We start from the raw sequence: 25,982 nt of genomic DNA, 5'->3' as shown, positions 1-25,982 counted from the left end.
CACCACATCTCTGACCCTGTAGTGGTACCCCGTGGCAAAACAAACGTTCAAAATCACCAATTGGAAAGCCTACAACAAGGCGCTCATCAATCGGGGTTCACTGACATTCTGGCTCGATGAGTCGGCCATTCAGACCTGGTATGACGAACCAAAAACGGCGTCACGTGGTCGTCCACAACGTTATTCTGAGCTGGCCATCTCCACTGTTCTGATGCTCAAACGCGTCTTTCGCCTCACATTACGCGCTGCTCAGGGATTCATTGACTCCATTTTTACCCTGATGAATCTTCCGCTCCGTTGCCCGGATTATTCCTGCCTCAGCAGGCGGGCTAAGTCCGTCAGCATCCCTTTCAAAAACCCGACACGCGGTGAGATTGCCCATCTGGTAATCGATTCCACCGGATTAAAAGTCTTCGGTGAGGGCGAATGGAAGGTGAAAAAACACGGCCAGGAGAAGCGCCGTGTCTGGCGGAAACTGCACCTGGCGGTGGATGCTGATACGCATGAGATTATCTGCGCTGACCTGTCCCTGAACAACGTGACTGATGCAGAGGCATTCCCGGGGCTTATCCGTCAGACGCACCGGAAAATCAAAGCCGCCTGTGCTGACGGGGCTTATGACACAAAACGTTGCCACGACGAGTTGCGTCGCAAGAAAATTAAGGCGCTTATCCCGCCGCGAACGCGCGCCGATTACTGGCCGGTGGAGTATGCCGACAGAAATCAGGCGGTGGCGAGGCAACGGCTGACGGGAAGCAATGCGTACTGGAAATGGAACACGGCTTACAACCGGCGGTCAGTGGCGGAAACGGCGATGTACCGTGTTAAACAACTGTTCGGTGGTCACCTGACGCTGCGTGACTACGATGCGCAGGTCGGTGAGGCTATGGCCATGATCCGTGCATTGAACAAAATGACGCGTGAAGGGATGCCAGAAAGTGTGCGGATTGCCTGAGGAAGTCAGTGACGAGAGGCGCTTTTATCTAAATCCGATTTATTCAACAAAGCCTCAGCACGGGTGAATCAGACGAGACGCAGCCAGCCTTCAATCAGGGCATGCTGTAGCAGCATCACTGTTTTTCCATCTTTGATCCGTCCTTCGCCAATCATCGCCCACGCCTCTGGAAAAGAGACTTCCATGACGTCAATGTCCTCATCCTCTACGCCGCCGCCTGCATTTTCACGCAGCGAGTCGTCATATTCGGCGGCGAAGAAATGCAGCAGTTCGGTGACCCCGCCCGGTGACATATACATATCATAGAGCTTTCGGACCTCCCCCACGGCGAAGCCCGTTTCCTCGATTGCTTCTTTACGAATACAGTCTTCCGGGGAATCATCATCCAGCAGGCCAGCGCAGGTTTCTACCAGCATCCCGCTCTCATTCCCGTTAAGCCAGGTGGCAATGCGGAATTGACGGGTGAGGATGACGCTGTTCTTTTCGCGGTTATAGAGAAGGATAGTTGCGCCATTTCCCCGATCGTAGACTTCGCGCTTATGCCGAATCGTTGAGCCATCGCTGGCGGTAAGATCGTAGGTGTAGTTACGCAGTACAAACCAGTTTTCGGACAGGACTTTGTTCTTAATGACTTCAATTTTGGCGGACATCTGGACTCCATTGCGTTGCCGGGAGTCTGCCATCATAAATCTGCAAGGCAGCGAAAACTATCTCAATTCTGAAGGTGCGGCCGGACTGGATTGCTCACTCTTATGCCTATCAGGCCGGGAGCATAAAAAAAAAGCGGCTCCAGAGAGCCGCCTTTTTATTCAGTAAGAGCAGTGGATCCGTTTACTCAGCCTTAGGCTGCTGGTGCTCAGTTGCGGCTACGGCATGAACCCGTTTGCGAACACCAAACCACCCCAGGATCAGCAGGAGCGCAATCAGCGGAATCGACGCAATAGTCCAGGTCCCGTTCGGATAGTCAAATGCCATCAGCACCAGTACGCTGGCCAGGAACAGCAGCGTCAGCCACGAGGTAAAGGGTGCCCAGGGAAGCTTAAAGCTAACGTCCTCAGCCTTACCCTCTTTGATCGCTTTACGCAGGCGCATCTGACAGACAACAATAAATGCCCATGAGGAGATAATGCCCAGCGAGGCAATATTCAGCACAATTTCAAATACCCGCGACGGAACGATGTAGTTCAGCCAGACGCCAACGACATAGACGCCGATAGTGACCAGAATGCCCATATAGGGAACCTGCTGACCGCTCATCTTCGACATAAACTTTGGTGCTGACCCGCCCATCGACATCGATCGCAGAATGCGTCCGGTCGAATAAAGGCCAGAGTTAAGGCTGGAGAGCGCGGCGCTCAGCACCACGATATTCATGATGCTTCCGACGTAGGGCACGCCCAGCTTGCTGAAGAAGGTCACAAATGGGCTCTGACCCGCCTGGTAAGCGTTCCACGGCAGCAGCAGCACCAGCAGGACGACCGAGCCAACGTAGAACAGGCCGATACGCCAGATAACGCTATTAATCGCTTTCGGCAGCATGGTTTTCGGATCTTTGCACTCCCCGGCCGCGGTGCCGACCAGCTCAATAGAGGCGAAAGCAAAGACGACCCCCTGCACCAGCACCAGCGCAGGCAGCAACCCATGCGGGAAGAAGCCGCCGTTATCACTGATCAAATGAAAGCCGGTTGCATTGCCATCCAGCGGCTTACCGCTGCCGAGGAACACCACGCCGACAATCAGGAAGATAGCAATGGCCAGGACTTTAATCAGGGCAAACCAGAACTCCATTTCGGCAAACCACTTCACACCGATCATATTCATGGTGCCGACGATTGCCAGCGCGCCCAGGGCAAATACCCACTGCGGCACATCGCCAAACGCCCCCCAGTAGTGCATATAGAGTGCAACTGCGGTGATATCAACAATACCGGTCATGGCCCAGTTGACGAAATACATCCAGCCCGCGACGTAAGAGGCTTTTTCGCCAAGGAACTCGCGCGCATAAGAGACAAAGTTGCCGCTGGAGGGGCGGTGCAACACCAGTTCGCCCAGCGCACGCAGAATGAAAAACGAGAAGATGCCACAAACTAAATAGACAATCGCCAGCGCAGGGCCGGCAATTTGCAGACGCGCGCCTGCCCCGAGAAACAGACCCGTACCGATCGCACCACCAATGGCAATCATCTGAACGTGACGATTATCCATTGCTTTGTGATAGCCGGAGTCATGAGAGTTTAACCAACGTCTTCTGGCGGCGCGTTTATCCGCCCCTGCTTTTTTATCAGCTTTCATTATCTGTCCTATTAACCTGTCCACAGTGATAGGCGCAATCAACCCGGCGATCCGATCTGTCGCTGACCGACCAAACGATTGCGCGGCAGCACGAACGCCCCGGCACCAGCCCACTTTCTGTAATTATATGCCTGTTGAAAGTGGGAAAATTGCGGCGATGCATCCTAACCGTTCTACAAAGATGACGCAAAAAATCTGCAGCGGAAATCGTGTGCTTTTGTAATTTTTGCTCTTAAGCGCAAAAAAATGTGCAGCCACTCACGTTCGACCGGCTTTCATCCGGGGCTTTTACCGCCCCTGTGTTCAGTGTGGCGAGCCTGACTGAACGCGATATACTCACTCATCTTCTGGGGGATCAATTATGTTAAAACGCTCAGTGACGGGCAGCCTGGCTCGCGTACTGTTTGCCATCGTATTGCTTTCGGTTCTGTCTGGCAGTCTGGCCCTGCTTACGCTGTCAGCCAGCCTGAATGATGCCGAGGCGGTAAATATTGCGGGTTCGCTACGGATGCAAAGCTACCGCATCGCGCTGAACGCCTCGACCGGAAAACCTGGGATTAATGAAGATATTCTGCGCTACCGGGAAACCCTTGAGGCACCGGCGCTGCGGGCGATTGACAGGCGCTATGTGCCCTTTAGCGTCCGTGAGCGCTATCATGAATTGCTGCATAGCTGGCAGTCCCTTCAGCCTGCGTTGCAGGCGGGGAATACGCTGCCCTACCGGCAAAACGTTGCCCTTTATGTCGACCAGATCGATCGTTTTGTGCTGGCGCTACAGCGCTGGGCGGAACTCAAAATGAAGCTGGTCGCCGCGGCCAGCCTGTTGGGCTTTGTGACCATTACCCTGCTGGTATTCTGGACGCTGCGTTCGGTCCGCCGCCAGGTGGTGGTACCGCTCCAGACGCTGGTAACGGCCAGCGAGCAGATCGAGCGCGCCCATTTCCGACACGTGCCGCTGGATACCGCGCTGCAGAACGAACTGGGGGTACTGGCGCGGACGTTTACCCGCATGTCCGGTGAACTGGAAAAACACTACCACCTGCTTGAGGAGACGGTGAGAGAGAAAACCCGTGATTTGCGGCAGGCTAACCGTCGTCTCTCCCTGCTGTATCGCTGTTCCGAAACCCTGGGAAGCCATCCCGATATCGCCCATAGCCTGCCGCTGGTGCTCCAGCAGATCCTCCAGTATGAGGATCTTAGCTGTATCTCTCTGACCGCCCCGCCCCTGGGTGAGATAACCGCAGGGATGCCGGATCGGGCGATGCCCTGGCACAGCCAGCCTCTGTCGCCTGCCACAGGAAATGCTATCGAACTGCGCTGGCAGGCAAAACAGAGCAAAACACGGCTGATGCAGGGGTTAGCCCCCCTTCTGTCGCGCTCGCTTCAGCTGGCTCAGGCCCAGCAAAAAGTTCAGCATCTCCTGCTGATGGAGGAGCGCGCCACCATTGCCCGGGAGCTACACGACTCCCTTGCGCAGTCACTTGCCTGGCTTCGCATTCAAATCGCCCGTCTGAGACGCGTGGTCAGCGAGGATAACGCGCCCGCCAGGGCGGTCGTCGGTGAAATGGATCTGGCGCTAAATGAAGCGAATCGTCAGCTCCGTGAGCTGCTCACCACCTTTCGCCTTTCGATAGAACCGGGTGAACTGTTAACTGCGCTTCACCAGGTGATTAACCCGCTACGTAAGCAAACGCGCGCGGTCATTACGCTCACCGGAGAACCCGCCAGCCGCCAGCTGGAACCGCAAAAGCAGATCCACGTGCTGCAAATCGTTCGGGAAGCGTTACTGAATGCTATCCGCCACGCTGAGGCTTCGGAGATTATTGTGCGATGTGGCATAGGTAAAGGCGGCGATAACCGGATTGAAATTAGTGATAATGGCTGCGGGATCCCACCTCTGCACAGCCCGGAAGGACACTATGGGCTGTCCATTATGCAGCAGCGGGCCGGCGGCCTTAATGGACGGCTGACTATCACGCCTTCACCAGGCGGTGGCACAAGCATACTGCTACAGTTTCCGGCGGCCTGAAAGTGCGCGGGCGTCTGATAAGCGCTGGCACGTTAATTTACATTTTCTCCTAAATTTCTCCACGATTCTTCACCGCCCGACGAGTAGAGTTAAACCGGGTCAGGCGGCAGCGAACTGCATAATAAAAAAGCCGTTAAATGGATTTCAGCGGTGCCCGCCAGCGGACAGGATGAATGCAATACCTATCCCAATCAATCAGCCTGGAGCGCCCGTTAATGGCGAATTTTTTTATCGATCGCCCAATCTTTGCCTGGGTGATAGCGATTTTGCTTTGCCTGACCGGCACACTGGCAATATTTTCCCTTCCCGTTGAACAATATCCACAGCTGGCTCCGCCCAATGTGCGCATTACAGCCAACTATCCTGGCGCCTCAGCGAAAACGCTGGAAAACACCGTGACGCAGGTGATTGAGCAGAATATGACCGGAATAGACAACCTGATGTATATGTCTTCCCAGAGTAGCAACACCGGTCAGGCGACCATCCAGCTGACGTTCACCGCAGGCACCAACCCCGACGAGGCGCGCCAGCAGGTGCAGAACCAGTTGCAGAGCGCACTGCGCAAGCTGCCACAGGCGGTTCAGTCGCAGGGCGTGACGGTGACCAAGACGGGCGACACAAATATCCTGATGGTGGCATTCGTCTCTACGGACGGCAGCATGAAGAAACAGGATATTGCCGACTACGTGGCCAGTAACCTTCAGGAGCCGCTAAGCCGCATTGACGGCGTGGGTGAAGTGGATACCTACGGATCGCAGTATGCTATGCGCATCTGGCTCGATCCCAATAAGATGATTAACTACGCGCTGACCACCTCCGACATCGTCAACGCTATAAAGTCGCAGAACAGTCAGGTGGCGGTGGGCCAGCTGGGTGGGCTACCCTCGGTTGACCGACAGGCGCTTAATGCCACCATTAACTCGCAGTCGCTGCTAACCACCCCCGAACAGTTCAGAAATATCACCCTGCGCGTCAATCCGGATGGATCGGAGGTCAGGCTGGGCGATGTGGCCGAGGTCGGGCTGGGAGCTGAAAAGTATGATCTCCTCAGCCAGTATAATGGCCAGCAGGCCTCAGGGCTGGGGATCAAACTGGCCTCCGGGGCCAATGAGTTAGACACTGATAAGCGGGTACGGGCCCGTATCGACGAGCTGTCCCACTATTTCCCCCATGGCCTTGAGGCGAAGGTCGCTTATGAGACGACGCCGTTTGTAACGGCGTCCATTGAAGACGTGGTGAAAACCCTTATCGAAGCGGTGCTGCTGGTCTTTGTGGTGATGTACCTGTTTCTGCAAAACCTTCGCGCGACCTTAATCCCTACGCTGGCGGTGCCGGTTGTACTGCTCGGCACCTTTGCCGTCCTCTCAGCCTGTGGATTCAGTATCAACACGCTGACTATGTTTGCCATGGTGCTGGCGATTGGGCTGCTGGTCGACGATGCAATCGTGGTGGTTGAAAACGTCGAACGAATAATGAGCGAAGAGGGGCTTCCCCCTCGTGAGGCAACGCGTAAATCAATGGGGCAGATCCAGGGGGCGCTGGTTGGCATCGCGCTGGTGCTGTCGGCGGTATTTATTCCCATGGCTTTTTTTGGCGGTACGACAGGCGCTATCTATCGTCAGTTTTCAGTCACTATCGTCTCCGCGATGGTGCTGTCGGTGTTGGTGGCAATGATCCTGACGCCAGCCCTGTGCGCCACGCTGCTTAAGCCGCTGGAAAAAGGCCATCATCACGGTCGCCGGGGTTTCTTCGGCTGGTTTAACCGGATGTTTAACCGCAATGCCGAACGCTATGAGCGCGGTGTAGGGAAAATTCTCGCCAAGGCGGGCCGCTGGCTGGTGCTGTATATGGTGATTATCGCCAGCATGGCGCTGCTCTTTCTGCATTTACCCACGTCGTTTCTGCCGCTGGAGGACAGGGGCATCTTTACCACGCAGATACAGCTGCCGCCGGGTTCGACCCTGCAGGAGACCAACAGGGTCGTTGATAAGGTCGAAAAGTACTATCTGACGCAGGAAAAAAACAATGTTGTATCGGTATTTTCAACCATCGGCGCGGGTCCGGGCGGTAATGGGCAAAACGTTGCGCGCATGTTCGTACGGCTGAAGGACTGGCAGGATCGTCCCGGTGCCAGTAATACCTCATTTGCCATTATTGAGCGGGCGACAAACGCCTTCCGTAGTATCAAAGAGGGCCGGGTTATTGCCAGCAGCCCGCCAGCCATCACGGGTATGGGGAGCGCCGCGGGATTTGATATGGAGCTGCAGGATCATGCGGGCGCAGGACACGACGCGCTGATGAAGGCGCGCGATCTGCTGCTGGCAAAAGCGGATGCCAACCCCTTGCTGGCGCGTGTGCGCCACAATGGTCTGGATGATACCCCGCAGCTGCGGATAGATATCGATCAGCATAAGGCGCAGGCGCTGGGCATATCGCTTGACGATATTAACAACACGCTACAGACCGGCTGGGGCTCCACCTATGTTAATGACTTCCTGGATCGGGGCCGGGTGAAAAAAGTTTATGTTCAGGCTGCGGCCCCCTATCGCATGCTGCCGGACGATATCGGTAAATGGTACGTGCGCAACAGCAGCGGTGGCATGGTGCCGTTTAGCGCTTTCGCCACCACCGCCTGGGAAACGGGCTCGCCCCGGCTGGAACGGTATAATGGCTACGCGTCGCTGGAGATTGTGGGTGAACCAGCCCCCGGCGTGAGTACCGGTACTGCGATGGACATCATGCAAAATCTGGTCAGCCAGCTGCCCGGCGGGATTGGTCTGCAATGGACCGGCGCCTCATTACAGGAGCGAATGACCGGTTCTCAGGCCCCGGCGCTCTATGCTATTTCGCTGCTGGTGGTGTTCCTTTGCCTGGCGGCGCTGTATGAAAGCTGGTCCATTCCGTTTTCCGTCATGTTAGTGGTGCCACTGGGCGTAATTGGTGCGCTGGTAGCCACCTGGCTACGCGGTTTGGAAAACGACGTCTATTTCCAGGTCGGACTGTTAACGGTTATCGGCCTGTCGGCGAAGAACGCCATTCTGATTGTTGAATTTGCGAATGATATCAACAGTCAGGGCCGTGCTCTGCTGGAATCAACGCTGGAAGCAGCCCGGCAGCGTCTGCGCCCCATCCTGATGACCTCGCTGGCCTTTATTTTCGGCGTACTGCCCATGGCTATCAGTAACGGCGCTGGCTCAGCCAGCCAGCATGCGGTTGGCACCGGCGTAATGGGTGGAATGCTCTCGGCGACGGTACTGGCAATTTTCTTTGTCCCCCTGTTTTTTGTACTGGTTCGCCAGCGTTTTCCGGCCAGCGCGAAACCCTCAGGCGTGCAGGACAGATAACACGACCCAATAAAAAAGGCAGCGACAGGGCTAAAACCAGCCACTTAAGATGGCGAGGATTAGCCTGCTGCTGCCTTACATTGGGTTCAGGTACGCAGAAAAGTGTCACCGCTATTTCCTTATCCCGGATGCAGATTGCGCGAATTTAACGCGCCAGCATCGCTTCTATAAATTCTTTCCAGTTCCCCAGCTCGACATCAATCATGCTACACCCCCGCGTTAAGATGGCTTTATTATAAGAATATTCCTAATTTTATAAAAACACTTTCACTCACTTACTGCTATCGGCAAGGCTTATCAAAACTGTAATGGCTACGGCACACGCGATAAGCGATATGACCTGGGCCTCTTACCTCTCGGACGTCATTATTGATGTGGATTATCAGGGGAAAGGGTACGGTGGTCAGCTTATGGCAGCAATAATGGAAACCCTGACACCCTGCGGTAAGGTCTTTATCTATTCAATGCCAGAAAAAATTAGTTTCTATCAGCGCCTGGGCTTCGCCGAACTGACGACCGGCATGATCTATGCGCAGGGTGAGGCACTACTGCGGCTGGAGGAAAAGGGGTTTATCAAAGCCCGCATTCAGGAAGCCTGAGACGCTCTTTTACCTCATGCCCAGGCGCGCACTGAGCCCTTGAACGAAATGACGTGATGATTGCATCGTTCAGGCATATAGCCATGCCGCTATGCCATTGTGCCGTTGTGCCATTGTGCCGTTGTGCCATTGTGCCGTTGTGCCATTGTGCCGTTGTGCCGTTGTGCCGGACGCTATTTCAGTACGATTACCTTATCGTAACCACCGCTTTCGCTGTCGATATGCGTCTTTGCGTCGGGATGCTCGGCCAGCACGGCCTCAACAATATGGTTAAACTCTTCGCAGCGGCTCGGCTGCTTACGAATAATCACGATCGTAGACTGGGTCTCTTCTACCGTATGGGCAGAAGACGCTTTCATATAGTTCATATTGTCCCTCCGTTGCTGAGTCAGCTGCTTTAATGGTATCCCCGCCTTCCCTGCTGCCATGCAGGCGCATCCGATGTAGACTAACCGCCTGAACAGTGTTGAATAGTATAGAAACCCACAGAAAAAAGAAGGGAACCGTTATGCTTACAATGTATGGCATTAAAAACTGCGACACAATCCGAAAAGCGCGTAAATACCTTGAGGCACAGGGCGTGGCGTTTCAGTTCCATGACTACCGCGCAGACGGCGTGGATGCGGCCCTGGTGCAAAAATTTATTGCTACGCTGGGCTGGGAGGCGCTGCTAAATACGCGCGGCACCACCTGGCGTAAACTGAGCGACGAGCAGCGCAACGCAGTAAATAATGCCGAAAGTGCGCTGGCGCTGATGGTCGAACAGCCTGCCACGATCAAACGCCCGTTGCTCTGCGGCGCAGACGGCTCTATGCTGCTGGGTTTCAGTGAAAGCACCTACACGCCGTTTATCCAGGAGAAGCCGTAATTATGTTTTGTCCGGTCATTGCGCTGACGCAGCAGCTTATTCGACGCCCCTCCCTCAGCCCGGATGATGCTGGCTGCCAGGCCATTATGATCGAACGCCTGCGGGCGATGGGTTTCACCATAGAACTGATGCCCTTTGGCGATACGCTAAATTTCTGGGCCTGGCGTGGGCAAGGCGAGACGCTGGCGTTTGCCGGCCACACCGATGTGGTCCCTCCCGGCGACGGCAACCGCTGGATCAACCCCCCCTTTGAGCCGACAATTCGTGACGGCATGCTCTACGGTCGCGGCGCGGCAGATATGAAAGGTTCGCTGGCGGCGATGATTGTCGCGGCTGAGCGCTTCGTCAGGGCTTTCCCTGACCACAAAGGCAGGCTGGCCTTTCTGATCACTTCAGATGAAGAAGCCAGCGCCACGTACGGTACGGTAAAAGTGGTCGAGGCGCTGATGGCCCGTCAGGAACGGCTGGACTACTGTCTGGTCGGAGAGCCATCCAGCACCGAAGTTGTCGGAGACGTCGTGAAAAATGGTCGCCGCGGCTCAATGACCGCCAATCTGACTGTCCACGGCGTTCAGGGACATGTTGCTTATCCTCATCTGGCCGATAACCCGGTTCACCGCGTGCTGCCCGCGCTAAATGAACTGGTGGCCATTGAGTGGGATCGGGGCAATGAATTTTTCCCGCCCACCAGCATGCAAATTGCTAACGTTCAGGCCGGGACCGGCAGCAATAACGTTATTCCAGGCGAATGTTTCGTACAGTTCAACTTTCGCTTCAGTACTGAGCTGACCGATGAGCAGATCAAACAGCGCGTAGAGGCGCTGCTGGAAAGTCATCAGCTCCGCTACAGCCTGGAGTGGAAGGTCTCCGGCCAGCCGTTCCTGACGCCAACCGGGGAACTGGTGAGCGCGGTGGTGAACGCGGTTGCGCACTATAATGAAATTGAGCCGCAGCTGCTGACCACTGGCGGCACATCGGATGGCCGCTTTATTGCCCGGATGGGCGCGCAGGTGGTCGAGCTGGGGCCGGTTAACGCCACCATTCATAAAATCAATGAGTGCGTTAAGGCGTCGGATCTGCAACTGCTGAGCAGGATGTATCAGCGCATTATGGAACAGTTAATCGCTTAAAGGAGTAAATATGGAACTATTAAAAGAGTACTGGTGGGTTCTGGTCATCGTGGTGATGGTAGGCATACTGATGAACGTCTACAAAGACCTCAAGCGCATCGATCCCAAAAAATATCTGGATAATAAGCCCGATCTTCCCCCGCACCGCGATTTTAACGATAAGTGGGACGATGGCGATGACTGGCCGAAGAAGAAATAGGGCCGGGCTTAAAAGATAGCAGACTCAACCGCTTAGGCTGTGGAGACTCCGCTGGCGCCGTCGCGTATCACTGCCATTTCCGCTTTCAAACGCTGACTGCGCGGCGCATCCAGCGCTTCCAGGGCCTGCTGCGCCTCCAGGCGCCAGCCGGTCAGTAGCGCTTTGCGCCCGCTCAGCCCGAACCGTTCGCAGAGTATGGCGGCTTCCACACCCTCCTCTACCGCCCCGTGCAGTAATACCAAATCGAACACGCTGTGGCGCAGCAGACGCCCCAGCGATCCTACGCAGGCCTCGAAGGGACGCTGTGCCCACGCAAAGCCAGCCAGCTCATGCCAGTCATCGTCATCAAGTCGCCGATCGGCTACGACCGGAAAGTCGAGACCGGTTAGATCAATCCTTTTTTTCAGCCATGGCCAGTCGCACACCAGCCGCTGTACTGCGCGGGTGCAGAGCGCTTTACCCCGATCGCTAACCGGCAGCATGGCCATTGCGCTATAACAGCCGCTGCTGGCCTCCTTTTGACTGCCCAGTCGTACCAGAGAGAAGCCACACGCGCGCCAGAATGCCCACAGTGATTCGGTAAAGCCAAAACTGACCGAGAGAAAATCGAGCTGGCCGGATTTGTCCAGGGTGCGCAGCACCATTTCCCGCCCCACGCCCTGGCGACGCAGTGCGGGAGCGATGGCAATGCGGCTGATGCGACGCGAGCGCATCTGCGCTGCCTCTGCAAAGCCAGCATGGGCCGCAAGCGACTGCGCAACAAGATTACCACGCGGGCGGCGAAAGCCAGCCCAGACGGCGTTCGACAGCGTCTCCGACAGCCTGCCCTCATCCGTCAGCCACAGCGCCCCCTGTACCTGCTCGCCCTGCAACGCAGCGCTAAAATGCATCCCCGGTGCGTCCATCATCCGCCGCAGATCCAGCGGCGACGTGCGATAGTGGGCGCTCGCCAGCAGCTGATAAATGGCCGAGAGCTGAGAAGGGTTGTGCTGCCAGTCAGCCTGTTCGGGAAAAATATAGCGAACGTCGCCTGCCCCAGGCTCGGGTATGAGGTCTGCGAACAGCAGCGCATCTCCGGTAAAGCGCTCGAGCGGATCGTCGGCGGCCCAGCGCAGCGGCTCGTCCAGCGTCAGCAGAGTGGCATCCGGCAGGGTGGCACAGAACTTCAGTAAAAAACCGCGCCCCGTTCCCTCGTACCCCTGAAGCGTAGTAGTCAGTAATACGCGCGGGTAAAGCCTGACCAGCCGGGTAAGAAGCGGCGTGGGGATGGCAGCCGCCTCATCGATCAGCAGCCAGTCGATGCCTGCCGGAAGGTGATCTGGAGGCGTTGCCAGCAGGCGGTCCGGCGCGATAAACGCAAATTGTTCGCCCGCGAACTGCTCCAGCACGGCGGTTGATACTTTTCCCGGTGCCGTAACCAGGCAACGTCCGGGCCAGCGCGCGGCAAGCTGGCCCGCCAGCGCCGACTTCCCCCTGCCCCGGGGGGCAATCAGCACAAAAATCCCCGGGTCGCTGGATAGCAGCCGGTTCAACAGCCTCTGCTGCTGTAGCATATGCTTCGGCTGCCAGTCAGATTCTGTGGGAACGGGAGAAAAGGATGAGGATTGAGATGGCGTCGCAGCCCTCGGCCAGTCAGGATCCCCGGGCAAGTCAGGATGCAGCACCGGCAACGCCAACGGCATCGGCACCGGCACCGGCACCGGCACCGGTGAAGGCTGATTTGGTTGAGCGATCAGCGCAACGTCCTTATCCTGCTGAATCAACGCCTGTAACCGCCGGATAAAGTTTGGCGTGGCGACAGGTAAATCACGTTCACTCCAGCGCAGCGAATCGTTATCCGGCAGCGCCGCCCAGCTCTGCCAGGGTGGCACCAGCATCAGCAGCCAGCTCCCGGCCTCCAGCGTCCCGGCGAGTACCGCCAGCGCCTCGGCGTGAAAACCCTGGCGCGCATCGAAAACCGCGTGACGAAATTCGCGCCCCAGCAGCGTGCGTAGCACAGGAAAAACGCAGTGCAGTGGGCTTTGCGGCTTATCCCCCAGCCACAGCCAGTCGCCAGGAAGCGCACTGATCCACTGCCGTGCCTGCGCCTCTGCCCACGCCGACGTACCGCTTAGTACCAGCAGGCGGCGCTGACCCTGGCGCCTGAGCGCCACAGTTTGCCGCTGTAAGGCTTCATTCTGCTGCGTTAAACCGTCAGTTTTCAGCGGCAAGGCTTCATTCTGCTGCGTTAAACCCTCAGTTTTCAGCGGCAAGGCTTCATTCTGCTGCGTTAAACCCTCAGTTTTCAGCGGCAAGGCTTCATTCTGCTGCGCGAGCCTTTCAGCTTGCCGTAATGGGCCACCAGGCTGTTCAGGCACGCCGGATTTCTCAGGCGGCAGCGGGCTATGCGTTTCCTGCATCAGGCGGTCAGTCATGGATTAATGCGCAAAGGTATCGCACTGCCCCTGGTCGCCGCTGTCATAACCTTTTTTAAACCAGCTGTAGCGCTGCTGTGAGGTGCCATGAGTAAAGCTGTCGGGCACGACGCGCCCCTGACTCTGCTGTTGCAGGCGATCGTCGCCAATCGCTTCGGCCGCGTTAAGCGCCTCCTGCAAATCGCCCGGTTCCAGCACCTTTTCCTGCTGCATATAGTGTCCCCACACACCGGCAAAGCAGTCGGCCTGTAGCTCCATTTTCACCGACAGCTGATTGACCTGCTTCTGGCTGGCACCCTGCTGCATCTGGCGAACCTTTGGTTCAATACCCAGCAGCCGCTGCACATGATGCCCGACCTCATGCGCAATTACGTAGCCCTGAGCAAAATCGCCATCGGCGCCGAGTTTGTTTTTCATCTCGTCATAAAAGGAGAGATCGATATAGACCGTGCCGTCGTTGGGGCAGTAAAACGGCCCCATCACCGACTGTCCGGTACCGCAGCCGGTACGCGTGGCGCCGCGATACATCACCAGCTTCGGAGGCGTATAGGATTTTCCCATCTGCTGGAAAATTTTCTGCCAGGTATCTTCGGTCGTCGCCAGGATAACCGAGGTGAACTTAGCCGCTTCGTCCTGTTGAGGAGCAGACCGCTGCTGCTGCTGCGCAGGCTGAGAAACAGTGGTTGAACCGCCACTCAGCAGTGGCGTTAAATCATAACCGTAATAGCCCGCGATCATCACGATGACCAGCAGAATAATGCCCCCTTTCCCACGGGGGATACGCATCCGGCCTCCGCCCATTGAGGCGGGTTGATCATCACGGCGATCTTCTACATTATCGCTCTCACGACGCCCTTGCCAACGCATACACTACCCCTTGTTATTATCGCCCAGCGGCGGGTGCAGTGATTTTAGTCGGGAGAGCGGGCGAACACCAGTCCGGAGGCTAACCGCTGCCGCGCACTGCGGAATATGGCGCTGCGCGGATGACAGACGACTACTGCCAGTCCAGCTTTAGCCGGACTTCTGGCGACTACTGCCAGTCCAGCATTAGCCCGGACTTCTGGCGACTGCTGTCAGTCCAGCTTCACGCCAAGGCGGTTAGCGACTTCTTCGTACGCCTCAATCAACCCGCCCAGGCTTTGACGGTAGCGATCTTTGTCCATTTTGTTCAGCGTCTCTTTGTCCCACAGACGCGCGCCGTCCGGTGAGAACTCATCACCCAGTACGACTTCACCCTTGAACAGGCCAAACTCCAGCTTGAAGTCCACGAGGATCAGACCGGCATCCGCAAAGAGTTTGCTCAGCACCTCATTGGCGCGGTAGGTCAGCTCACGCATGCGCGCGAGGTTCTCTTTATTCACCCAGCCGAAGGTTTCGCAGTAGGACTCATTCACCATCGGATCGTGCTTCGCATCGTCCTTCAGAAACAGATCGAACAGCGGTGGGTTGAGGACCAGCCCTTCCTCCACGCCCAGACGTTTAACCAGCGAGCCTGCCGCACGGTTACGCATTACGCACTCTACCGGCACCATATCCAGCTTTTTTACCAGCGCTTCATTGTCTGAAAGCAGCGCTTCCATCTGGGTTGGGATCCCGGCTTCCTGCAATTTGCTCATAATGAAATAATTAAATTTATTATTAATCATTCCTTTACGGTCAAACTGCTCAATACGTTCACCGTCCAGTGCTGACGTATCGTTGCGGAATTCGAGAACCAACAGATCCGGGTTTTCGGTGCTGTAGACGGTCTTCGCTTTGCCGCGATACAACTCAGCCAGTTTTTTCATCTTGTATAACTCCAGGCGTTAATTCGGGATTGAACAGAAATTACCGGTCACTATTCTATTATCTGCGGCGAAAAAATCGAAGCAATCGTTTACGCAGCCGCAAATAAAAAAGGCCGGACGTATCCGGCCTGATGCTTTTACTTGCTAAACGCGGCCTGGAAGACCGGGACCAGCGCATCATTTTGCGACTGGGTTAGCGTATGCCCTTTCGGATCGAGGAACTGCAGGCTGCTGCGGTTATCCAGATCGCCGACCTGTAGCTTATAGTCGCCACTGGTCAGGCCCGGATCTTTCGCGCCCAGCTGATCCCAGGTCTCGCTGTCAGGCGTTTTGTAGGTCACTTTCAGGCTGCCCTGAGAGTGATTTTTGTCGGTTACCTTCATGCCAACGCGCTCAAGCGCGGCGGGCAGACGTTCCCAGACGGTATTGAACGGTGCACGGACGATAAGGTCAGGCAGGCCGGTATCGTCAGCCCCGCTCTGAACGTCGATCTGCGTAGTGCTGCGTTTTGCGGCGGCATCATCGCGAAGGGTTTCGATTTTATCCAGCCCCATGCTCAGCTCGTTCAGCATCTGCGCGGTGTAGCGCTGCTGCTGAACCGGCGAGTTAACGCCTTTGTTTTCCTGCTGTAGCTCAAGCAGCTTAACGGTTAACGCCTGCTGGTAGCCCTGCTGCTGTACGCTGATCTGGTAGCGGCCACGGTACTGATGGTCTTCATCCGCACGGTTCCACTGAACCCAGTCGGTCGTTAGCGTCTGGCTGGCGTCGGTGCGGCTGGCAATCGGGTAGTTCCGGGCCTGTACCACATCAACCACCTGTGGCCACAGCGCACCGCTGCGGGTGTTATCCAGCATCAGCACGCCGGAGTTACCGGCAAACTGGGTGCGCGCGCCGTTAATCAGCGCCAGAGGCTGCGCCGGTGGGCGAATGTCCAGGGCCTTACCGACTGCGCCTTTACTGCTGACTGGCGGGATGTCGTAGTCACCGTTTTGCAACGGAAGGATCATCCCGGCCGGGGCGTGCAGATCGCTGATATCCGCCGCTTTCAGATAGGATTCATCACCGCTGACCTGGCGCTTATAACGCTGATCGCTTGAGCAGGCTGCCAGCAGCATGACCAGTGACAGGCCAACGACTTTTGCGACCAAAGTTTTTTGTACTGAGTAAGCCATTACTTCTCCATAAATTTAAAGCAGACCCGCGTTTTTCAGCGCCTGCTCAACAACCGGACGACCGGCATCAGTCATCGGCGTCATCGGTAGACGCAACGTGTCGGTTGCAATTAATCCTAACTTTTTCGCTGCCCATTTGACCGGAACAGGATTAGGCTCAATAAATAGCTTCTGGTGCAGATGCATCAGTCGCTGATTAAGGCGTCGCGCTTCTTTAAAATTACCCGCTTTTGCGAGTTCGCACAGTGCAGCCATTTCACGAGCGGCAATATTTGCCGTAACGGAGATAACGCCCTGCCCGCCTAACTGCATAAAATCGAGGGCGGTGACATCATCGCCGCTGACAAGGACGAAATCATCTTCAACCAGCTCTTGGATCTGACTAACCCGCGATAAGTTCCCGGTGGCTTCCTTGATTCCGATAATATTTTCGATTTTCGCCAGTCGACCCACGGTTTCGGGCAGCATGTCACAGCCGGTACGGGAAGGAACGTTGTAGAGCATCTGCGGCAGATCGGTGCTTTCAGCAATGGCTTTGAAATGCTGATAAAGCCCTTCCTGAGTGGGACGATTGTAGTAGGGGGTGACGGTCAGGCAGCCAACCACGCCGCTGTTCTCGAAACGTTTCGTCAGTGATATGCCCTCTGCCGTGGCATTAGCACCGGTTCCGGCGATCACCGGAATACGCCCATCGGCCAGTTCCAGCGTCATCATCACGACATCGCCATGTTCTTCATGGCTGAGCGTGGCGGATTCACCGGTGGTACCCACCGAAACAATTGCCGAGGTTCCGCTGGCGACGTGATAATCAATCAGTTTTTTCAGACTCGCGCGGCAGACATGCCCTTTATCATCCATCGGCGTAACGAGTGCAACAATACTTCCCGTAAACATTAGCCATCCCCTCCATAAACAAGTGCTTCATGGTACGTTTGACCGCTATTGAAAAGCAAGCAGACAAGCCGCCAGGCCCCTTGGCAGAGGGTATTTTTTATGTTTACCTTACTGTTATCACAATTGCTAATTATCAAGACGGACAGGAAGCATCATTTTGCCGCAGTCTCAGCTTCATCATCTGGCTATTACCGCCGTTGGCGTTGACCGACCGGGAATAGTAAACACTATTACCCGCCATGTTAGCAGCTGCGGCTGCAATATCGAAGACAGCCGCCTGGCCATGCTGGGTGAAGAATTCACCTTTATTATGCTGCTCTCCGGCAGCTGGAACGCGATCACGCTGATTGAGTCAACGCTGCCGCTGAAAGGGGCCGAACTTGAGCTGCTGATCGTGATGAAACGCACGACGTTTCGCGCACGACCACCGATGCCCACCACGGTTTGGGTGCAGGTTGAGGTGATCGATTCCGCTCACATTATTGAACGCTTCACCGATCTGTTCTATTCCCATCAGATGAACATTGCTGAGCTGGTCTCGCGCACGCAGCCAGCGGAGGAGAATCAGCCTCCCCTGCTCTACATTCAGCTGACGGCACATAGCCCGGCTCATCAGGATGCCACATTCATTGAGCAGGCTTTTAACAAGCTATGTACAGAACTGGATGCGCAGGGCACTATTAGCGTGGTCAAATATCCACAGCACGAAGAGAAAATGGAGAGTAACGATGAATCCACTGAAAGCCGGTGACCTTGCGCCGAAATTTAGCTTGCCCGATCAGGATGGCGAACAGGTAAATTTGACCGACTTCCAGGGGCAGCGCGTTTTGGTTTATTTCTATCCCAAAGCGATGACGCCGGGCTGTACTGTCCAGGCGTGTGGCCTGCGAGACAGTATGGACGAGCTGAAAAAAGCGGGCGTCGACGTGTTAGGGATCAGCACCGATAAACCGGAAAAGCTGTCGCGCTTTGTTGAAAAAGAGCTGCTGAATTTCACCCTGCTTTCCGATGAGCATCACGAGGTTTGCGAACAGTTTGGCATCTGGGGCGAAAAAACCTTTATGGGTAAAACCTACGACGGGATCCACCGTATTAGCTTTCTGATCGGTACCGACGGCAGGGTTGAGAAAGTGTTTGATGATTTTAAGACCGCTAATCATCACGATATCGTGATGGACTACCTGAAAGCAGTCTGACCTGTTGAAGGGCGAGCTTATCGCCGGACGCAGAGGGTAAAACAGAAGGGCGAAACGCTTCGCCCTTCTGCCATGATCAATCACTGCTACGGCCGCACGTTATCTGTCGCGATCAATGGCAGCCACGGCAGACGCTGCTTTTCACATCGCGCTGAATACCGCTACGGCAATCGCCGCTTCTCATGATGATGCTCTTCAGGCCAGGCGTGGACGACCGCCTTAACCAGCGTAGCCAGCGGGATGGCGAAGAAGACGCCCCAGAATCCCCACAGTCCGCCAAAAATCACCACGGAGAGGATAATCACCAGCGGATGAAGGTTGACCGCTTCCGAAAACAGCACGGGTACCAGAATATTGCCGTCCAGCGCCTGAATAATCAGGTAGACGATGATCATGGTCCAGAAATCCCCGCTCAGCCCCCACTGCGCCAGGCCCACGCCAATCACCGGAAGGGTAACGGCAAGCGCCCCCACGTAGGGGATTAATACGGAAAACCCCACCAGCACCGCCAGCAGCAGGGCATAGTTCATGCCAATAGCCAGGAAACCAATCCAGGTGGCGATCCCGACCACCACCATCTCCAGCACCTTGCCACGAATATAGTTTGATACCTGCTGGTTCATCTCCACCCACACCTGACCCGCCAGCCCGCGATTGCGCGGCAGGACACGACCGATGGCGGCCAGCATCTGCGCTTTATCCTTTAGCAGAAAGAAAACCATTAGCGGCACCAGCACCAGATAAATCGCCAGGGTCATCAAACCGACCAGCGAGGCAAGTGAATATTTCACCAGCTGATCGCCCATCCCGCTAAGCCGGCTGCGCAGGTTCTCCACTACGATATCAACAATGCCAACGTCCATTAGCGTAGGAAAACGCTCCGGCAGGCGGGTGGCAAAACGGTACAGCCCGGTCAGCATCGTGGGCAGCTCGTGGGCCAGGTTAATGCCCTGCTGCCAGGCCACCGGTGCAACGATCAGTACCAGCACCAGCAGGATCGAGGCAAAAATTACCAGCACGATGCTGGCCGCCCAGGTGCGTGAACAACCCATACGTTCCAGGCGCACGGTCGGCCACTCAAGCAGATAGGCCACCACCAGCGCCACCAGCAGCGGTGCCAGCAGGCCGTTAAAGAAAAACAAAATGCAGAAGGCGGCAATCAAAATCGCCAGCAGCGCGATAGCCTGGGGATCGCTGAAACGGCGGCGATACCACTGTATTAACAGGTCGAGCATGGCGTAAATCCTTGCGTACTAAAAGTGGCGGGAGTGTACCTGAAACGGGCTGCCGCTGTCGCGTGGCAGGACAGCGGCGCTTATGGCGCAGCCATCCCGCAGGATTGGCTGATTATCACGCAGTTGCGCCCGGCATTTTTCGCCTGATAGAGCGCGTCATCCGCCTGCTTAAACGTTCGCTCCATCGGCATATCGTCCGCTGACCATAGCGCCACCCCAATCGAAATGGAGATGCTGCCAACGGTTTCCAGCCTCTGCTGCTCATTTTTCTGCCGTACGCGTTCGGCAATGGCCGCCGCCATTTCGCGATCGGTCCCGGGCAGGATCATTAAGAACTCCTCGCCGCCGCTGCGACAAATAACATCGGTCTGCCTTGAGCTGCTAACCAGCTGCCGGGCCACCGTTCTGATCACGTCATCACCCACGTCGTGACCCCAGGTATCATTAACCCGCTTGAAATTATCTATATCTAAAGCCAGTACCGCAAAAGGCTGGCGCGTGGCGAGAAAATACTCCAGTACCGCATTCAGGCCACGGCGATTGAGCAAGGACGTCAGGGGATCGGTTTGCACTTCAAATTTCAGGCGGCCAATTTTTTCCTGCAGCATGCCGATACCGGCGAGTAAGGCACGTTTGATCTGCGAGGCTTCATAGTACCAGGAGCGAATATCTTTTATCTCGCCGGATACGCCCTGCGCATCCATCTGGCTGGCCTTGCGCGCGAGCTGCCATAAAGGCAGGGCGATCAGCCGCGCCAGAATCCAGGCACACACCAGCGTCAGTAAGGCAAAGGGCACCGAATGCTGCAACACTTTCAGCAGCAGGCTGCTGAGTGGCGCGAGCGTGGCCTGCGTCGGCTTCATCGCGACGATAGTCCAGCCCGCAGTCGGCACGGTCGCGTAACCGGCCAGCATCGGCGTACCGCCAGGTGGGGTAACCTGACCGGAACCGTTCCCGTTGGCTTTTTGCTGCAAATCGCTGATTAACGGTGGGATTTTCTGCCCGATAAGCCTGCCATTCTGATGATACAACACGCGGTTATCATCATCGACCACATACAGCGACGATCCGTCACGGTAAAATTGCTCACCCAATAGCGCATTGAGAATGCTTTTTTTCTTCAGGTAAATAGTGCCGCCGACAAAGCCGAGGTAGCGTCCATTTTTCGCCCGGATCGGCCAGGAGACGAAGACCATCAGATTATTGGCCGCCGAAATGCTCGGGCGTGATATCAGGGGCCTGCGCTCTGAAAGCGCCTGCTCGGTGGCCGCCGTTTTCAGATGCATACCCTTCAGCATCAGCGACTCCGGTGAGATGGCCCGGACCCAGCCGCTGGCATCGACGATTGCCACGGAGTTAAAGCTGTTAGTCTGCTGCCGAAGGCGCTCGACCTCATGCTGAAGCACCGCGTCGCTCTCCTTTTCCGCGCCCAGTATTTTTGCACTATAGGCAAGCTGGGACTGGGCCAGCTGAAAGAACATTTCGGTCGTGGAGGCCAGCTTGGTGGCGTAGACGCGGTTAGACTCCAGCGTATTATTGATCAGCACTTCTCGCTGTACGCGCCAGGTGGCATACAGCGAATTGGCCAGCGTAATGACGATGCTGGTGATGGCTAAAAGCGTAATAAGCGTACGCAGGTCCGTTTTTGGCCGACTCAGCCTCAACATAGACCCACCTCAACGAGACGTTTCATATCAAGCGCCTTATTATTATCTGTGCGCGTTTGTCTGGAATTTGCGTTATGCCCTGGTAAAGCACGGCGCTGATTGTACAGGTTTCGTGCTTTTTGGGAATATTTGAAAGCTTTACCACGGCAATAAACTTCCCTGTTTTGCAGGTTCGTTTATAGTGCGGCAGCTATGTCAGAGGGAACGAGGCGGGTCGGTGACCCGCCGGAGAGAGTGAGACCGCGAGATTACATGGCGAGGAAAGCGTAACCCTGGTTTTCCAGCGTGGAAACGGTCGTCGGGCTGGAGAGCGCGTGGGTGACAGATTTATCGATCCAGTCGCGCTGGAAGTGGTGGAACGCAACGGACTGGTCGCATACGGATACGTCAACGCCGCTGGCCCGCAGCTCGCTAATTAGCTTGAGATTTGGGTTATCAATACCGAACATCTTTTTGTAGTGCGCGTTATTCAGCATCGCGGGGGTACCGTCTCCGGTGACCGACACCACAAACTTCAGCTTGTCCGTCGGCACGCCGGAAGCGACATAGAGATTGACCACGCGCGCAACGCGTTGCAGCCCCAGGTTCGGATCGTTAGGGCCATTTTCAGCTTTGGTGATTTGAAAAACGACCTTATTGCTGTCACCTACCGCAGGTTTATACGCCGCGTCAGATTCGTAATGAATTTTCCCATACCCATCGACCGTCGGCGTGGTCCAGAATCCGGCGGGATCGGCTGGCTCGCTGCTAAAGCGCTCGCTAATTTTCGACGCTATTTCAGGCGCCTGAGAAAAACTGGCACCAACAAAACCCGCAACGACGGCGATTAAAACATAGGATACTACTGGACGCATGAAATGCTCTCCACTCAGGACAAGGAGCCAAACGGCTGATAAATAAAATAAGCAGGAATTCGCAAAACCTCTGCCGTAAAAGAGATATACCACAGCAATAACGGAATGTTTGCAGTGGTTTATTCTACGAATTTGCCGCTGGTTACAGGATGAAACACCTGATGCGTCGTCATTACTTATAAAATAACTAGTTTCAGCGCAGACATTAAAAATAGCCGTCCCGCCTGTAAAATGAGCGCAGGTATCGGACTCTGGTAATGACTTCGCGAATATCAGTGAACCGAGAAGGGTAGAATGGAAATAAACGGATCTGTTTTCCTTTTTTTATAATAACGTGCTGGATCGATAAATTTAAGACCCAGCAAAATAATCAGTAGATTTACTTAACATTTTGATGCCAGCAAAGACCTGTCCGGCGAAAGCTTTTCAGACTTTACCTAATCAAACTTCATGCCATCATCAAATTAATTGAATAAATTTACCTAACTTTAATTTCGTTCCGCGCGTACCCCGCATTTTCTCCCCTCTTTACACCAGGTAAACTACCCTGTCGGGATGATGATACCCCTGGCCTACCGAGGATGACAGGCTAGCGCCTGGGGCACAGGCGGCATCCGACGCCCACCTGCCTCAACCTGTTCAAATTTTTCCATGCAAAATAGGGGATTTTGAACATTTTGCTTACTTTATTGTTCCCGCTGGCCGTTTCCTTCTCGTTTCACCTTCATTTACTATAGATTGATGTCACGATTGCCGGATGGTCGCCGCAAAGCATGCTATCCGTTTCCGGCCACGCCGATCTTCATTGCGATGAGATTCAGGATGCTAAACCGTTTTAAACAATGCGCGATTGCGTCGTTACTGCTATCACTCTCAGCCACCGCTGTTCCTGCGTTAGCCGACATCAGCGACAACCTGCCGGAAATCGGGACCACGGCGGGCAGTACGCTGTCGATTAACCAGGAGCTGGCGATGGGCGATTTCTACGTTCGCCAGCTGCGCGGCAGTACGCCTTTGATCAATGACCCGCTGCTGAATGATTACATTAATCAGCTGGGACAGCGGCTGGTTGCCCATGCCTGGTCGGTGAAAACCCCGTTTCACTTCTTTCTGGTCGATAACGATGAAATAAACGCCTTCGCCTTTTTTGGCGGCAACGTGGTGCTGCACTCTGCCCTCTTTCGCTACACCGACAACGAGAGCCAGCTGGCCTCGGTGATGGCGCATGAAATTTCCCACGTCACCCAGCGCCATCTGGCGCGGGCAATGGAGCAGCAGCGGCGTGACGCTCCCCTGACCTGGGTGGGCGCGCTGGGATCTATTCTGCTGGCGATGGCCAGCCCGCAGGCAGGCATGGCGGCGCTCAGCGGCACGCTGGCGGGATCGCAGCAGGGAATGATCAGCTTCACCCAGCAGAATGAGCAGGAGGCCGATCGGATCGGGATCCAGGTACTGCAACGCGCAGGATTCGATCCCGAAGCGATGCCGGACTTTTTGCAAAAGCTGGCCGATCGCTCGCGTTTTTCCACTAAACCCCCGGAAATTCTGCTGACCCACCCGCTACCCGACAGCCGGCTTACCGATACGCGCAACCGGGCAAATCAGATGAAACCGGTGGTGGTACAGTCTTCCGAGGATTTTTACATGGCTAAAGTACGTACGCTGGGCATGTATTCACGGGGCGGTAATCAGCTGAGCGACGACCTGCTGGACACGTTAAGCAAGGGCAACAGCCGGGAGCAGACGGCAGCACGCTATGGCAAGGCGGTGCAGTTTTTGCAGGCCAAAAGCTTCGATAACGCGCAGAAAATTATTGCCCCGCTGCTGGCAAAACAGCCGGATAACGTCTGGTATCTGGATATTATGACCGACATTGATATCGGCCTGAAGCAGCCGCAGCGGGCCATCGCGATGCTGCAGGCGGCACATGCAGCCAGCAGCAACCCGGTGGTTCAGCTCAATCTGGCTAACGCCTATGTGGAAGCAAAACAGCCCGCCGCCGCCAGCAAGATCCTCTATCGCTATACCTGGGTGCATAAGGACGATCCTAACGGCTGGGATCTGCTGGCGCAGGCCTGTGCCGATCAGGGGCTGACGGACGAAGAGCAGGCTGCACGGGCGGAAAGCCTGGCGCTAAACGGCCAGTTGGACCAGGCTATTCGCAGCCTCAGCAGCGCCAGCGCCGCTGTACCGCTGGGCAGTCTTAAACAGGCGCGCTATGACGCCCGTATCGATCAGCTGCGAATGCTCCAGCAGCGTTTCCGCCAGTATCAGCGCTCATAAGCATTGAGCGCTGCGCGGATAGCCACCGTGATTGTTTCGTCAGACTTTCTATGGCTAATTAATTGCGCTCACAGGCAGGATAAAATTACCCTAATGATTAAATAATCAATTCAGTGATAATATCACAAATTAATACGGCGTTTATGTCGGTGATATACATGTCGTTTAATTACGGATGGTAAGATGCGTAGCCATGATTAATGCCCCTCTATTTATAACTCATGGTGGAAAGCATGAAAAAAACGACAGCGCTGACCGTCCTTATTGCCGGGCTTATTATGAGTGCAACCGCCGTGGCAGATAGCCACAGCATTTCGGTCGGTTACGCGCAGAGTAAAGTGCAGAACTTCAAGAATATGCCCGGCGTTAACCTACAATACCGCTATGAGTGGGACTCGCCGGTGAGTTTACTCACCTCGTTTACCGCGTTACAAAATGACGAGGATGAATCAGGCAACTTCATGGGTATCAAAACCAACGATCATGTTAAAGCGGAATATTATTCTTTGATGGTCGGCCCGGCCTGGCGTCTTAATGATTATATCAGCCTGTATGCACTGGCAGGTATGTCACACAGTACGATGGAGCGCAACGCCCGTGATTATGACTACTATGGCCATCCGGAACGCATTAATTTTTCCGACAGGTCTAATGCCTTCGCCTACGGTGCCGGCGTTATTTTTAACGTAACGGAGCACGTTACCCTTAATGCGGGCTATGAAGGTTCACGCACGAGCGTTGAAGCGCAAAAACGTTCAGTTAATGGTGTAAACGTTGGAATGGGGTACCGTTTCTGATGAGACAGGCACTCCGCTAATAATCGAATACGCTGTTACATTGCAGGGGCGGCTACAAAAGAGGGTAACACCCATCCCGGGGGTTACCCCATTTCACGCTTCGCTGACTTCGGCAATAAACTTTTTTTACTCCCTCCTGATGTTCTCTTTATTTTACAGTGGCGCTAAATCGGTCTCTGGCCGCACGATAACATCGTGCCAGTGATGACAAAAGAGTTAATTTATCGTACCACTGTAATTTATTTTCACCTCCAGATCGCCTCA

The 25,982-nt window shown here is 55.3% G+C and carries 23 protein-coding genes; 11 read left to right on the top strand and 12 right to left on the bottom strand.

What is annotated here, in order from left to right; genetic code table 11:
* The first annotated feature begins 31 nt into the window (after positions 1–31).
* Entirely contained in the window at positions 32–955 is a 924-nt protein-coding gene (locus AC4PCC_RS05480; protein WP_261433654.1) for an IS5 family transposase, read from the top strand.
* A 68-nt stretch (positions 956–1,023) separates the two neighbouring features.
* Here AC4PCC_RS05480 and nudK read toward each other — a convergent pair whose 3' ends face one another.
* Together nudK and ansP are read right to left on the bottom strand one after the other, a co-directional pair.
* Positions 1,024–1,605 (bottom strand): GDP-mannose pyrophosphatase NudK, encoded by a 582-nt coding sequence (gene nudK, locus AC4PCC_RS05475; RefSeq protein ID WP_492126663.1) that lies wholly within the window; start codon positions 1,603–1,605, stop codon positions 1,024–1,026.
* Between the two features lie 181 nt (positions 1,606–1,786).
* A complete protein-coding gene (gene ansP / locus AC4PCC_RS05470; RefSeq protein WP_067708140.1) occupies positions 1,787–3,247 on the bottom strand; it encodes an L-asparagine permease in 1,461 nt (486 codons plus the stop codon).
* A 361-nt stretch (positions 3,248–3,608) separates the two neighbouring features.
* Between ansP and narQ the strand changes: the two genes are divergently transcribed.
* Both narQ and acrD read left to right on the top strand, forming a co-directional pair.
* Positions 3,609–5,276 (top strand): nitrate/nitrite two-component system sensor histidine kinase NarQ, encoded by a 1,668-nt coding sequence (gene narQ / locus AC4PCC_RS05465; RefSeq protein WP_492126662.1) that lies wholly within the window; start codon positions 3,609–3,611, stop codon positions 5,274–5,276.
* A 215-nt stretch (positions 5,277–5,491) separates the two neighbouring features.
* The gene (gene acrD / locus AC4PCC_RS05460) at positions 5,492–8,620 is read left to right on the top strand and encodes a multidrug efflux RND transporter permease AcrD (RefSeq protein WP_492126661.1); all 3,129 of its coding nucleotides are present in this window, start codon (positions 5,492–5,494) and stop codon (positions 8,618–8,620) included.
* Between the two features lie 145 nt (positions 8,621–8,765).
* Here the strand turns inward: acrD and ypfM are convergent, their stop codons facing one another.
* Positions 8,766–8,825 carry a protein YpfM gene (ypfM, locus tag AC4PCC_RS05455; protein ID WP_156485018.1) on the bottom strand — a complete coding sequence of 20 codons (60 nt, stop codon included), beginning with the start codon at positions 8,823–8,825 and terminating at the stop codon, positions 8,766–8,768.
* Positions 8,826–8,928: 103 nt separating this feature from the next.
* Between ypfM and AC4PCC_RS05450 the strand changes: the two genes are divergently transcribed.
* On the top strand, positions 8,929–9,219 hold the full coding sequence (locus AC4PCC_RS05450) for a GNAT family N-acetyltransferase (RefSeq protein WP_492126660.1): 291 nt from the start codon (positions 8,929–8,931) through the stop codon (positions 9,217–9,219).
* Between the two features lie 173 nt (positions 9,220–9,392).
* Here AC4PCC_RS05450 and AC4PCC_RS05445 read toward each other — a convergent pair whose 3' ends face one another.
* Positions 9,393–9,587: a hypothetical protein gene (locus AC4PCC_RS05445; RefSeq protein ID WP_067708128.1), complete on the bottom strand. Its 195-nt coding sequence runs from the start codon at positions 9,585–9,587 to the stop codon at positions 9,393–9,395.
* 140 nt (positions 9,588–9,727) lie between these two features.
* Here AC4PCC_RS05445 and AC4PCC_RS05440 point away from each other — a divergent pair, with 140 nt between their 5' ends.
* Genes AC4PCC_RS05440 through AC4PCC_RS05430 form a run of 3 tightly spaced genes read left to right on the top strand, consistent with a single transcriptional unit; the run spans position 9,728 to position 11,416 of the window.
* Complete coding sequence (locus tag AC4PCC_RS05440) at positions 9,728–10,087, top strand: ArsC family reductase (RefSeq protein WP_067708125.1); 360 nt, start codon at positions 9,728–9,730, stop codon at positions 10,085–10,087.
* 2 nt (positions 10,088–10,089) lie between these two features.
* The gene (gene dapE / locus AC4PCC_RS05435; RefSeq protein WP_492126659.1) at positions 10,090–11,217 is read left to right on the top strand and encodes a succinyl-diaminopimelate desuccinylase; all 1,128 of its coding nucleotides are present in this window, start codon (positions 10,090–10,092) and stop codon (positions 11,215–11,217) included.
* 10 nt (positions 11,218–11,227) lie between these two features.
* Positions 11,228–11,416 (top strand): YpfN family protein, encoded by a 189-nt coding sequence (locus AC4PCC_RS05430; protein ID WP_067708119.1) that lies wholly within the window; start codon positions 11,228–11,230, stop codon positions 11,414–11,416.
* A gap of 32 nt (positions 11,417–11,448) precedes the next feature.
* Here AC4PCC_RS05430 and AC4PCC_RS05425 read toward each other — a convergent pair whose 3' ends face one another.
* The 5 genes from AC4PCC_RS05425 to dapA form a co-directional block, all read right to left on the bottom strand.
* Positions 11,449–13,830 carry a tRNA(Met) cytidine acetyltransferase TmcA gene (locus AC4PCC_RS05425; RefSeq protein ID WP_492126658.1) on the bottom strand — a complete coding sequence of 794 codons (2,382 nt, stop codon included), beginning with the start codon at positions 13,828–13,830 and terminating at the stop codon, positions 11,449–11,451.
* A 3-nt stretch (positions 13,831–13,833) separates the two neighbouring features.
* Positions 13,834–14,697: a KPN_02809 family neutral zinc metallopeptidase gene (gene ypfJ, locus AC4PCC_RS05420; RefSeq protein ID WP_492126657.1), complete on the bottom strand. Its 864-nt coding sequence runs from the start codon at positions 14,695–14,697 to the stop codon at positions 13,834–13,836.
* 209 nt (positions 14,698–14,906) lie between these two features.
* On the bottom strand, positions 14,907–15,620 hold the full coding sequence (purC, locus tag AC4PCC_RS05415; RefSeq protein ID WP_067708113.1) for a phosphoribosylaminoimidazolesuccinocarboxamide synthase: 714 nt from the start codon (positions 15,618–15,620) through the stop codon (positions 14,907–14,909).
* A gap of 137 nt (positions 15,621–15,757) precedes the next feature.
* A complete protein-coding gene (gene bamC, locus AC4PCC_RS05410; RefSeq protein ID WP_492126656.1) occupies positions 15,758–16,792 on the bottom strand; it encodes an outer membrane protein assembly factor BamC in 1,035 nt (344 codons plus the stop codon).
* Between the two features lie 15 nt (positions 16,793–16,807).
* Positions 16,808–17,686, bottom strand: a complete 879-nt coding sequence (gene dapA, locus AC4PCC_RS05405; protein WP_492126655.1) for a 4-hydroxy-tetrahydrodipicolinate synthase — start codon at positions 17,684–17,686, stop codon at positions 16,808–16,810.
* A gap of 157 nt (positions 17,687–17,843) precedes the next feature.
* Here dapA and AC4PCC_RS05400 point away from each other — a divergent pair, with 157 nt between their 5' ends.
* The gene (locus AC4PCC_RS05400; RefSeq protein ID WP_067708102.1) at positions 17,844–18,437 is read left to right on the top strand and encodes a glycine cleavage system transcriptional repressor; all 594 of its coding nucleotides are present in this window, start codon (positions 17,844–17,846) and stop codon (positions 18,435–18,437) included.
* Positions 18,415–18,882 carry a thioredoxin-dependent thiol peroxidase gene (gene bcp / locus AC4PCC_RS05395; RefSeq protein WP_067708099.1) on the top strand — a complete coding sequence of 156 codons (468 nt, stop codon included), beginning with the start codon at positions 18,415–18,417 and terminating at the stop codon, positions 18,880–18,882. The genes AC4PCC_RS05400 and bcp overlap by 23 nt, the downstream gene beginning before the upstream one ends.
* Before the next feature lie 161 nt (positions 18,883–19,043).
* Here bcp and AC4PCC_RS05390 read toward each other — a convergent pair whose 3' ends face one another.
* From AC4PCC_RS05390 to AC4PCC_RS05380, 3 genes are all read right to left on the bottom strand, one after another.
* Entirely contained in the window at positions 19,044–20,117 is a 1,074-nt protein-coding gene (locus AC4PCC_RS05390) for an AI-2E family transporter (protein ID WP_067708096.1), read from the bottom strand.
* Positions 20,118–20,197: 80 nt separating this feature from the next.
* Positions 20,198–21,784, bottom strand: a complete 1,587-nt coding sequence (locus tag AC4PCC_RS05385) for a sensor domain-containing diguanylate cyclase (RefSeq protein WP_492126654.1) — start codon at positions 21,782–21,784, stop codon at positions 20,198–20,200.
* Positions 21,785–22,032: 248 nt separating this feature from the next.
* Positions 22,033–22,638 (bottom strand): DsrE family protein, encoded by a 606-nt coding sequence (locus AC4PCC_RS05380; RefSeq protein ID WP_067708090.1) that lies wholly within the window; start codon positions 22,636–22,638, stop codon positions 22,033–22,035.
* An 822-nt stretch (positions 22,639–23,460) separates the two neighbouring features.
* Here AC4PCC_RS05380 and bepA point away from each other — a divergent pair.
* A complete protein-coding gene (bepA, locus tag AC4PCC_RS05375) occupies positions 23,461–24,921 on the top strand; it encodes a beta-barrel assembly-enhancing protease (protein WP_492126653.1) in 1,461 nt (486 codons plus the stop codon).
* 233 nt (positions 24,922–25,154) lie between these two features.
* Entirely contained in the window at positions 25,155–25,718 is a 564-nt protein-coding gene (locus tag AC4PCC_RS05370; RefSeq protein ID WP_492126652.1) for an Ail/Lom family outer membrane beta-barrel protein, read from the top strand.
* The last annotated feature ends 264 nt before the right edge of the window (positions 25,719–25,982 follow it).

The sequence above is a fragment of the Erwinia sp. L03-1 genome (assembly GCF_058686115.1).
The sequence above is the reverse complement of the archived record's forward strand: the minus strand, read 5'-3'. Positions and strand labels throughout refer to the sequence as shown.

Bases quoted from the DNA above. Each gene is read 5' to 3' on its own strand.
- ansP (WP_067708140.1), bottom strand. From the start codon at position 3,247: ATGAAAGCTGATAAAAAAGCAGGGGCGGATAAACGCGCCGCCAGAAGA.
- AC4PCC_RS05385 (WP_492126654.1), bottom strand. From the start codon at position 21,784: ATGTTGAGGCTGAGTCGGCCAAAAACGGACCTGCGTACGCTTATTACG.
- purC (WP_067708113.1), bottom strand. From the start codon at position 15,620: ATGAAAAAACTGGCTGAGTTGTATCGCGGCAAAGCGAAGACCGTCTAC.
- AC4PCC_RS05450 (WP_492126660.1), top strand. From the start codon at position 8,929: ATGGCTACGGCACACGCGATAAGCGATATGACCTGGGCCTCTTACCTC.
- bcp (WP_067708099.1), top strand. From the start codon at position 18,415: ATGAATCCACTGAAAGCCGGTGACCTTGCGCCGAAATTTAGCTTGCCC.
- AC4PCC_RS05425 (WP_492126658.1), bottom strand. From the start codon at position 13,830: ATGACTGACCGCCTGATGCAGGAAACGCATAGCCCGCTGCCGCCTGAG.
- AC4PCC_RS05390 (WP_067708096.1), bottom strand. From the start codon at position 20,117: ATGCTCGACCTGTTAATACAGTGGTATCGCCGCCGTTTCAGCGATCCC.
- AC4PCC_RS05370 (WP_492126652.1), top strand. From the start codon at position 25,155: ATGAAAAAAACGACAGCGCTGACCGTCCTTATTGCCGGGCTTATTATG.
- AC4PCC_RS05430 (WP_067708119.1), top strand. From the start codon at position 11,228: ATGGAACTATTAAAAGAGTACTGGTGGGTTCTGGTCATCGTGGTGATG.
- AC4PCC_RS05445 (WP_067708128.1), bottom strand. From the start codon at position 9,587: ATGAACTATATGAAAGCGTCTTCTGCCCATACGGTAGAAGAGACCCAG.
- dapE (WP_492126659.1), top strand. From the start codon at position 10,090: ATGTTTTGTCCGGTCATTGCGCTGACGCAGCAGCTTATTCGACGCCCC.
- acrD (WP_492126661.1), top strand. From the start codon at position 5,492: ATGGCGAATTTTTTTATCGATCGCCCAATCTTTGCCTGGGTGATAGCG.
- AC4PCC_RS05440 (WP_067708125.1), top strand. From the start codon at position 9,728: ATGCTTACAATGTATGGCATTAAAAACTGCGACACAATCCGAAAAGCG.
- AC4PCC_RS05380 (WP_067708090.1), bottom strand. From the start codon at position 22,638: ATGCGTCCAGTAGTATCCTATGTTTTAATCGCCGTCGTTGCGGGTTTT.
- bepA (WP_492126653.1), top strand. From the start codon at position 23,461: ATGCTAAACCGTTTTAAACAATGCGCGATTGCGTCGTTACTGCTATCA.
- narQ (WP_492126662.1), top strand. From the start codon at position 3,609: ATGTTAAAACGCTCAGTGACGGGCAGCCTGGCTCGCGTACTGTTTGCC.
- ypfJ (WP_492126657.1), bottom strand. From the start codon at position 14,697: ATGCGTTGGCAAGGGCGTCGTGAGAGCGATAATGTAGAAGATCGCCGT.
- nudK (WP_492126663.1), bottom strand. From the start codon at position 1,605: ATGTCCGCCAAAATTGAAGTCATTAAGAACAAAGTCCTGTCCGAAAAC.
- bamC (WP_492126656.1), bottom strand. From the start codon at position 16,792: ATGGCTTACTCAGTACAAAAAACTTTGGTCGCAAAAGTCGTTGGCCTG.
- dapA (WP_492126655.1), bottom strand. From the start codon at position 17,686: ATGTTTACGGGAAGTATTGTTGCACTCGTTACGCCGATGGATGATAAA.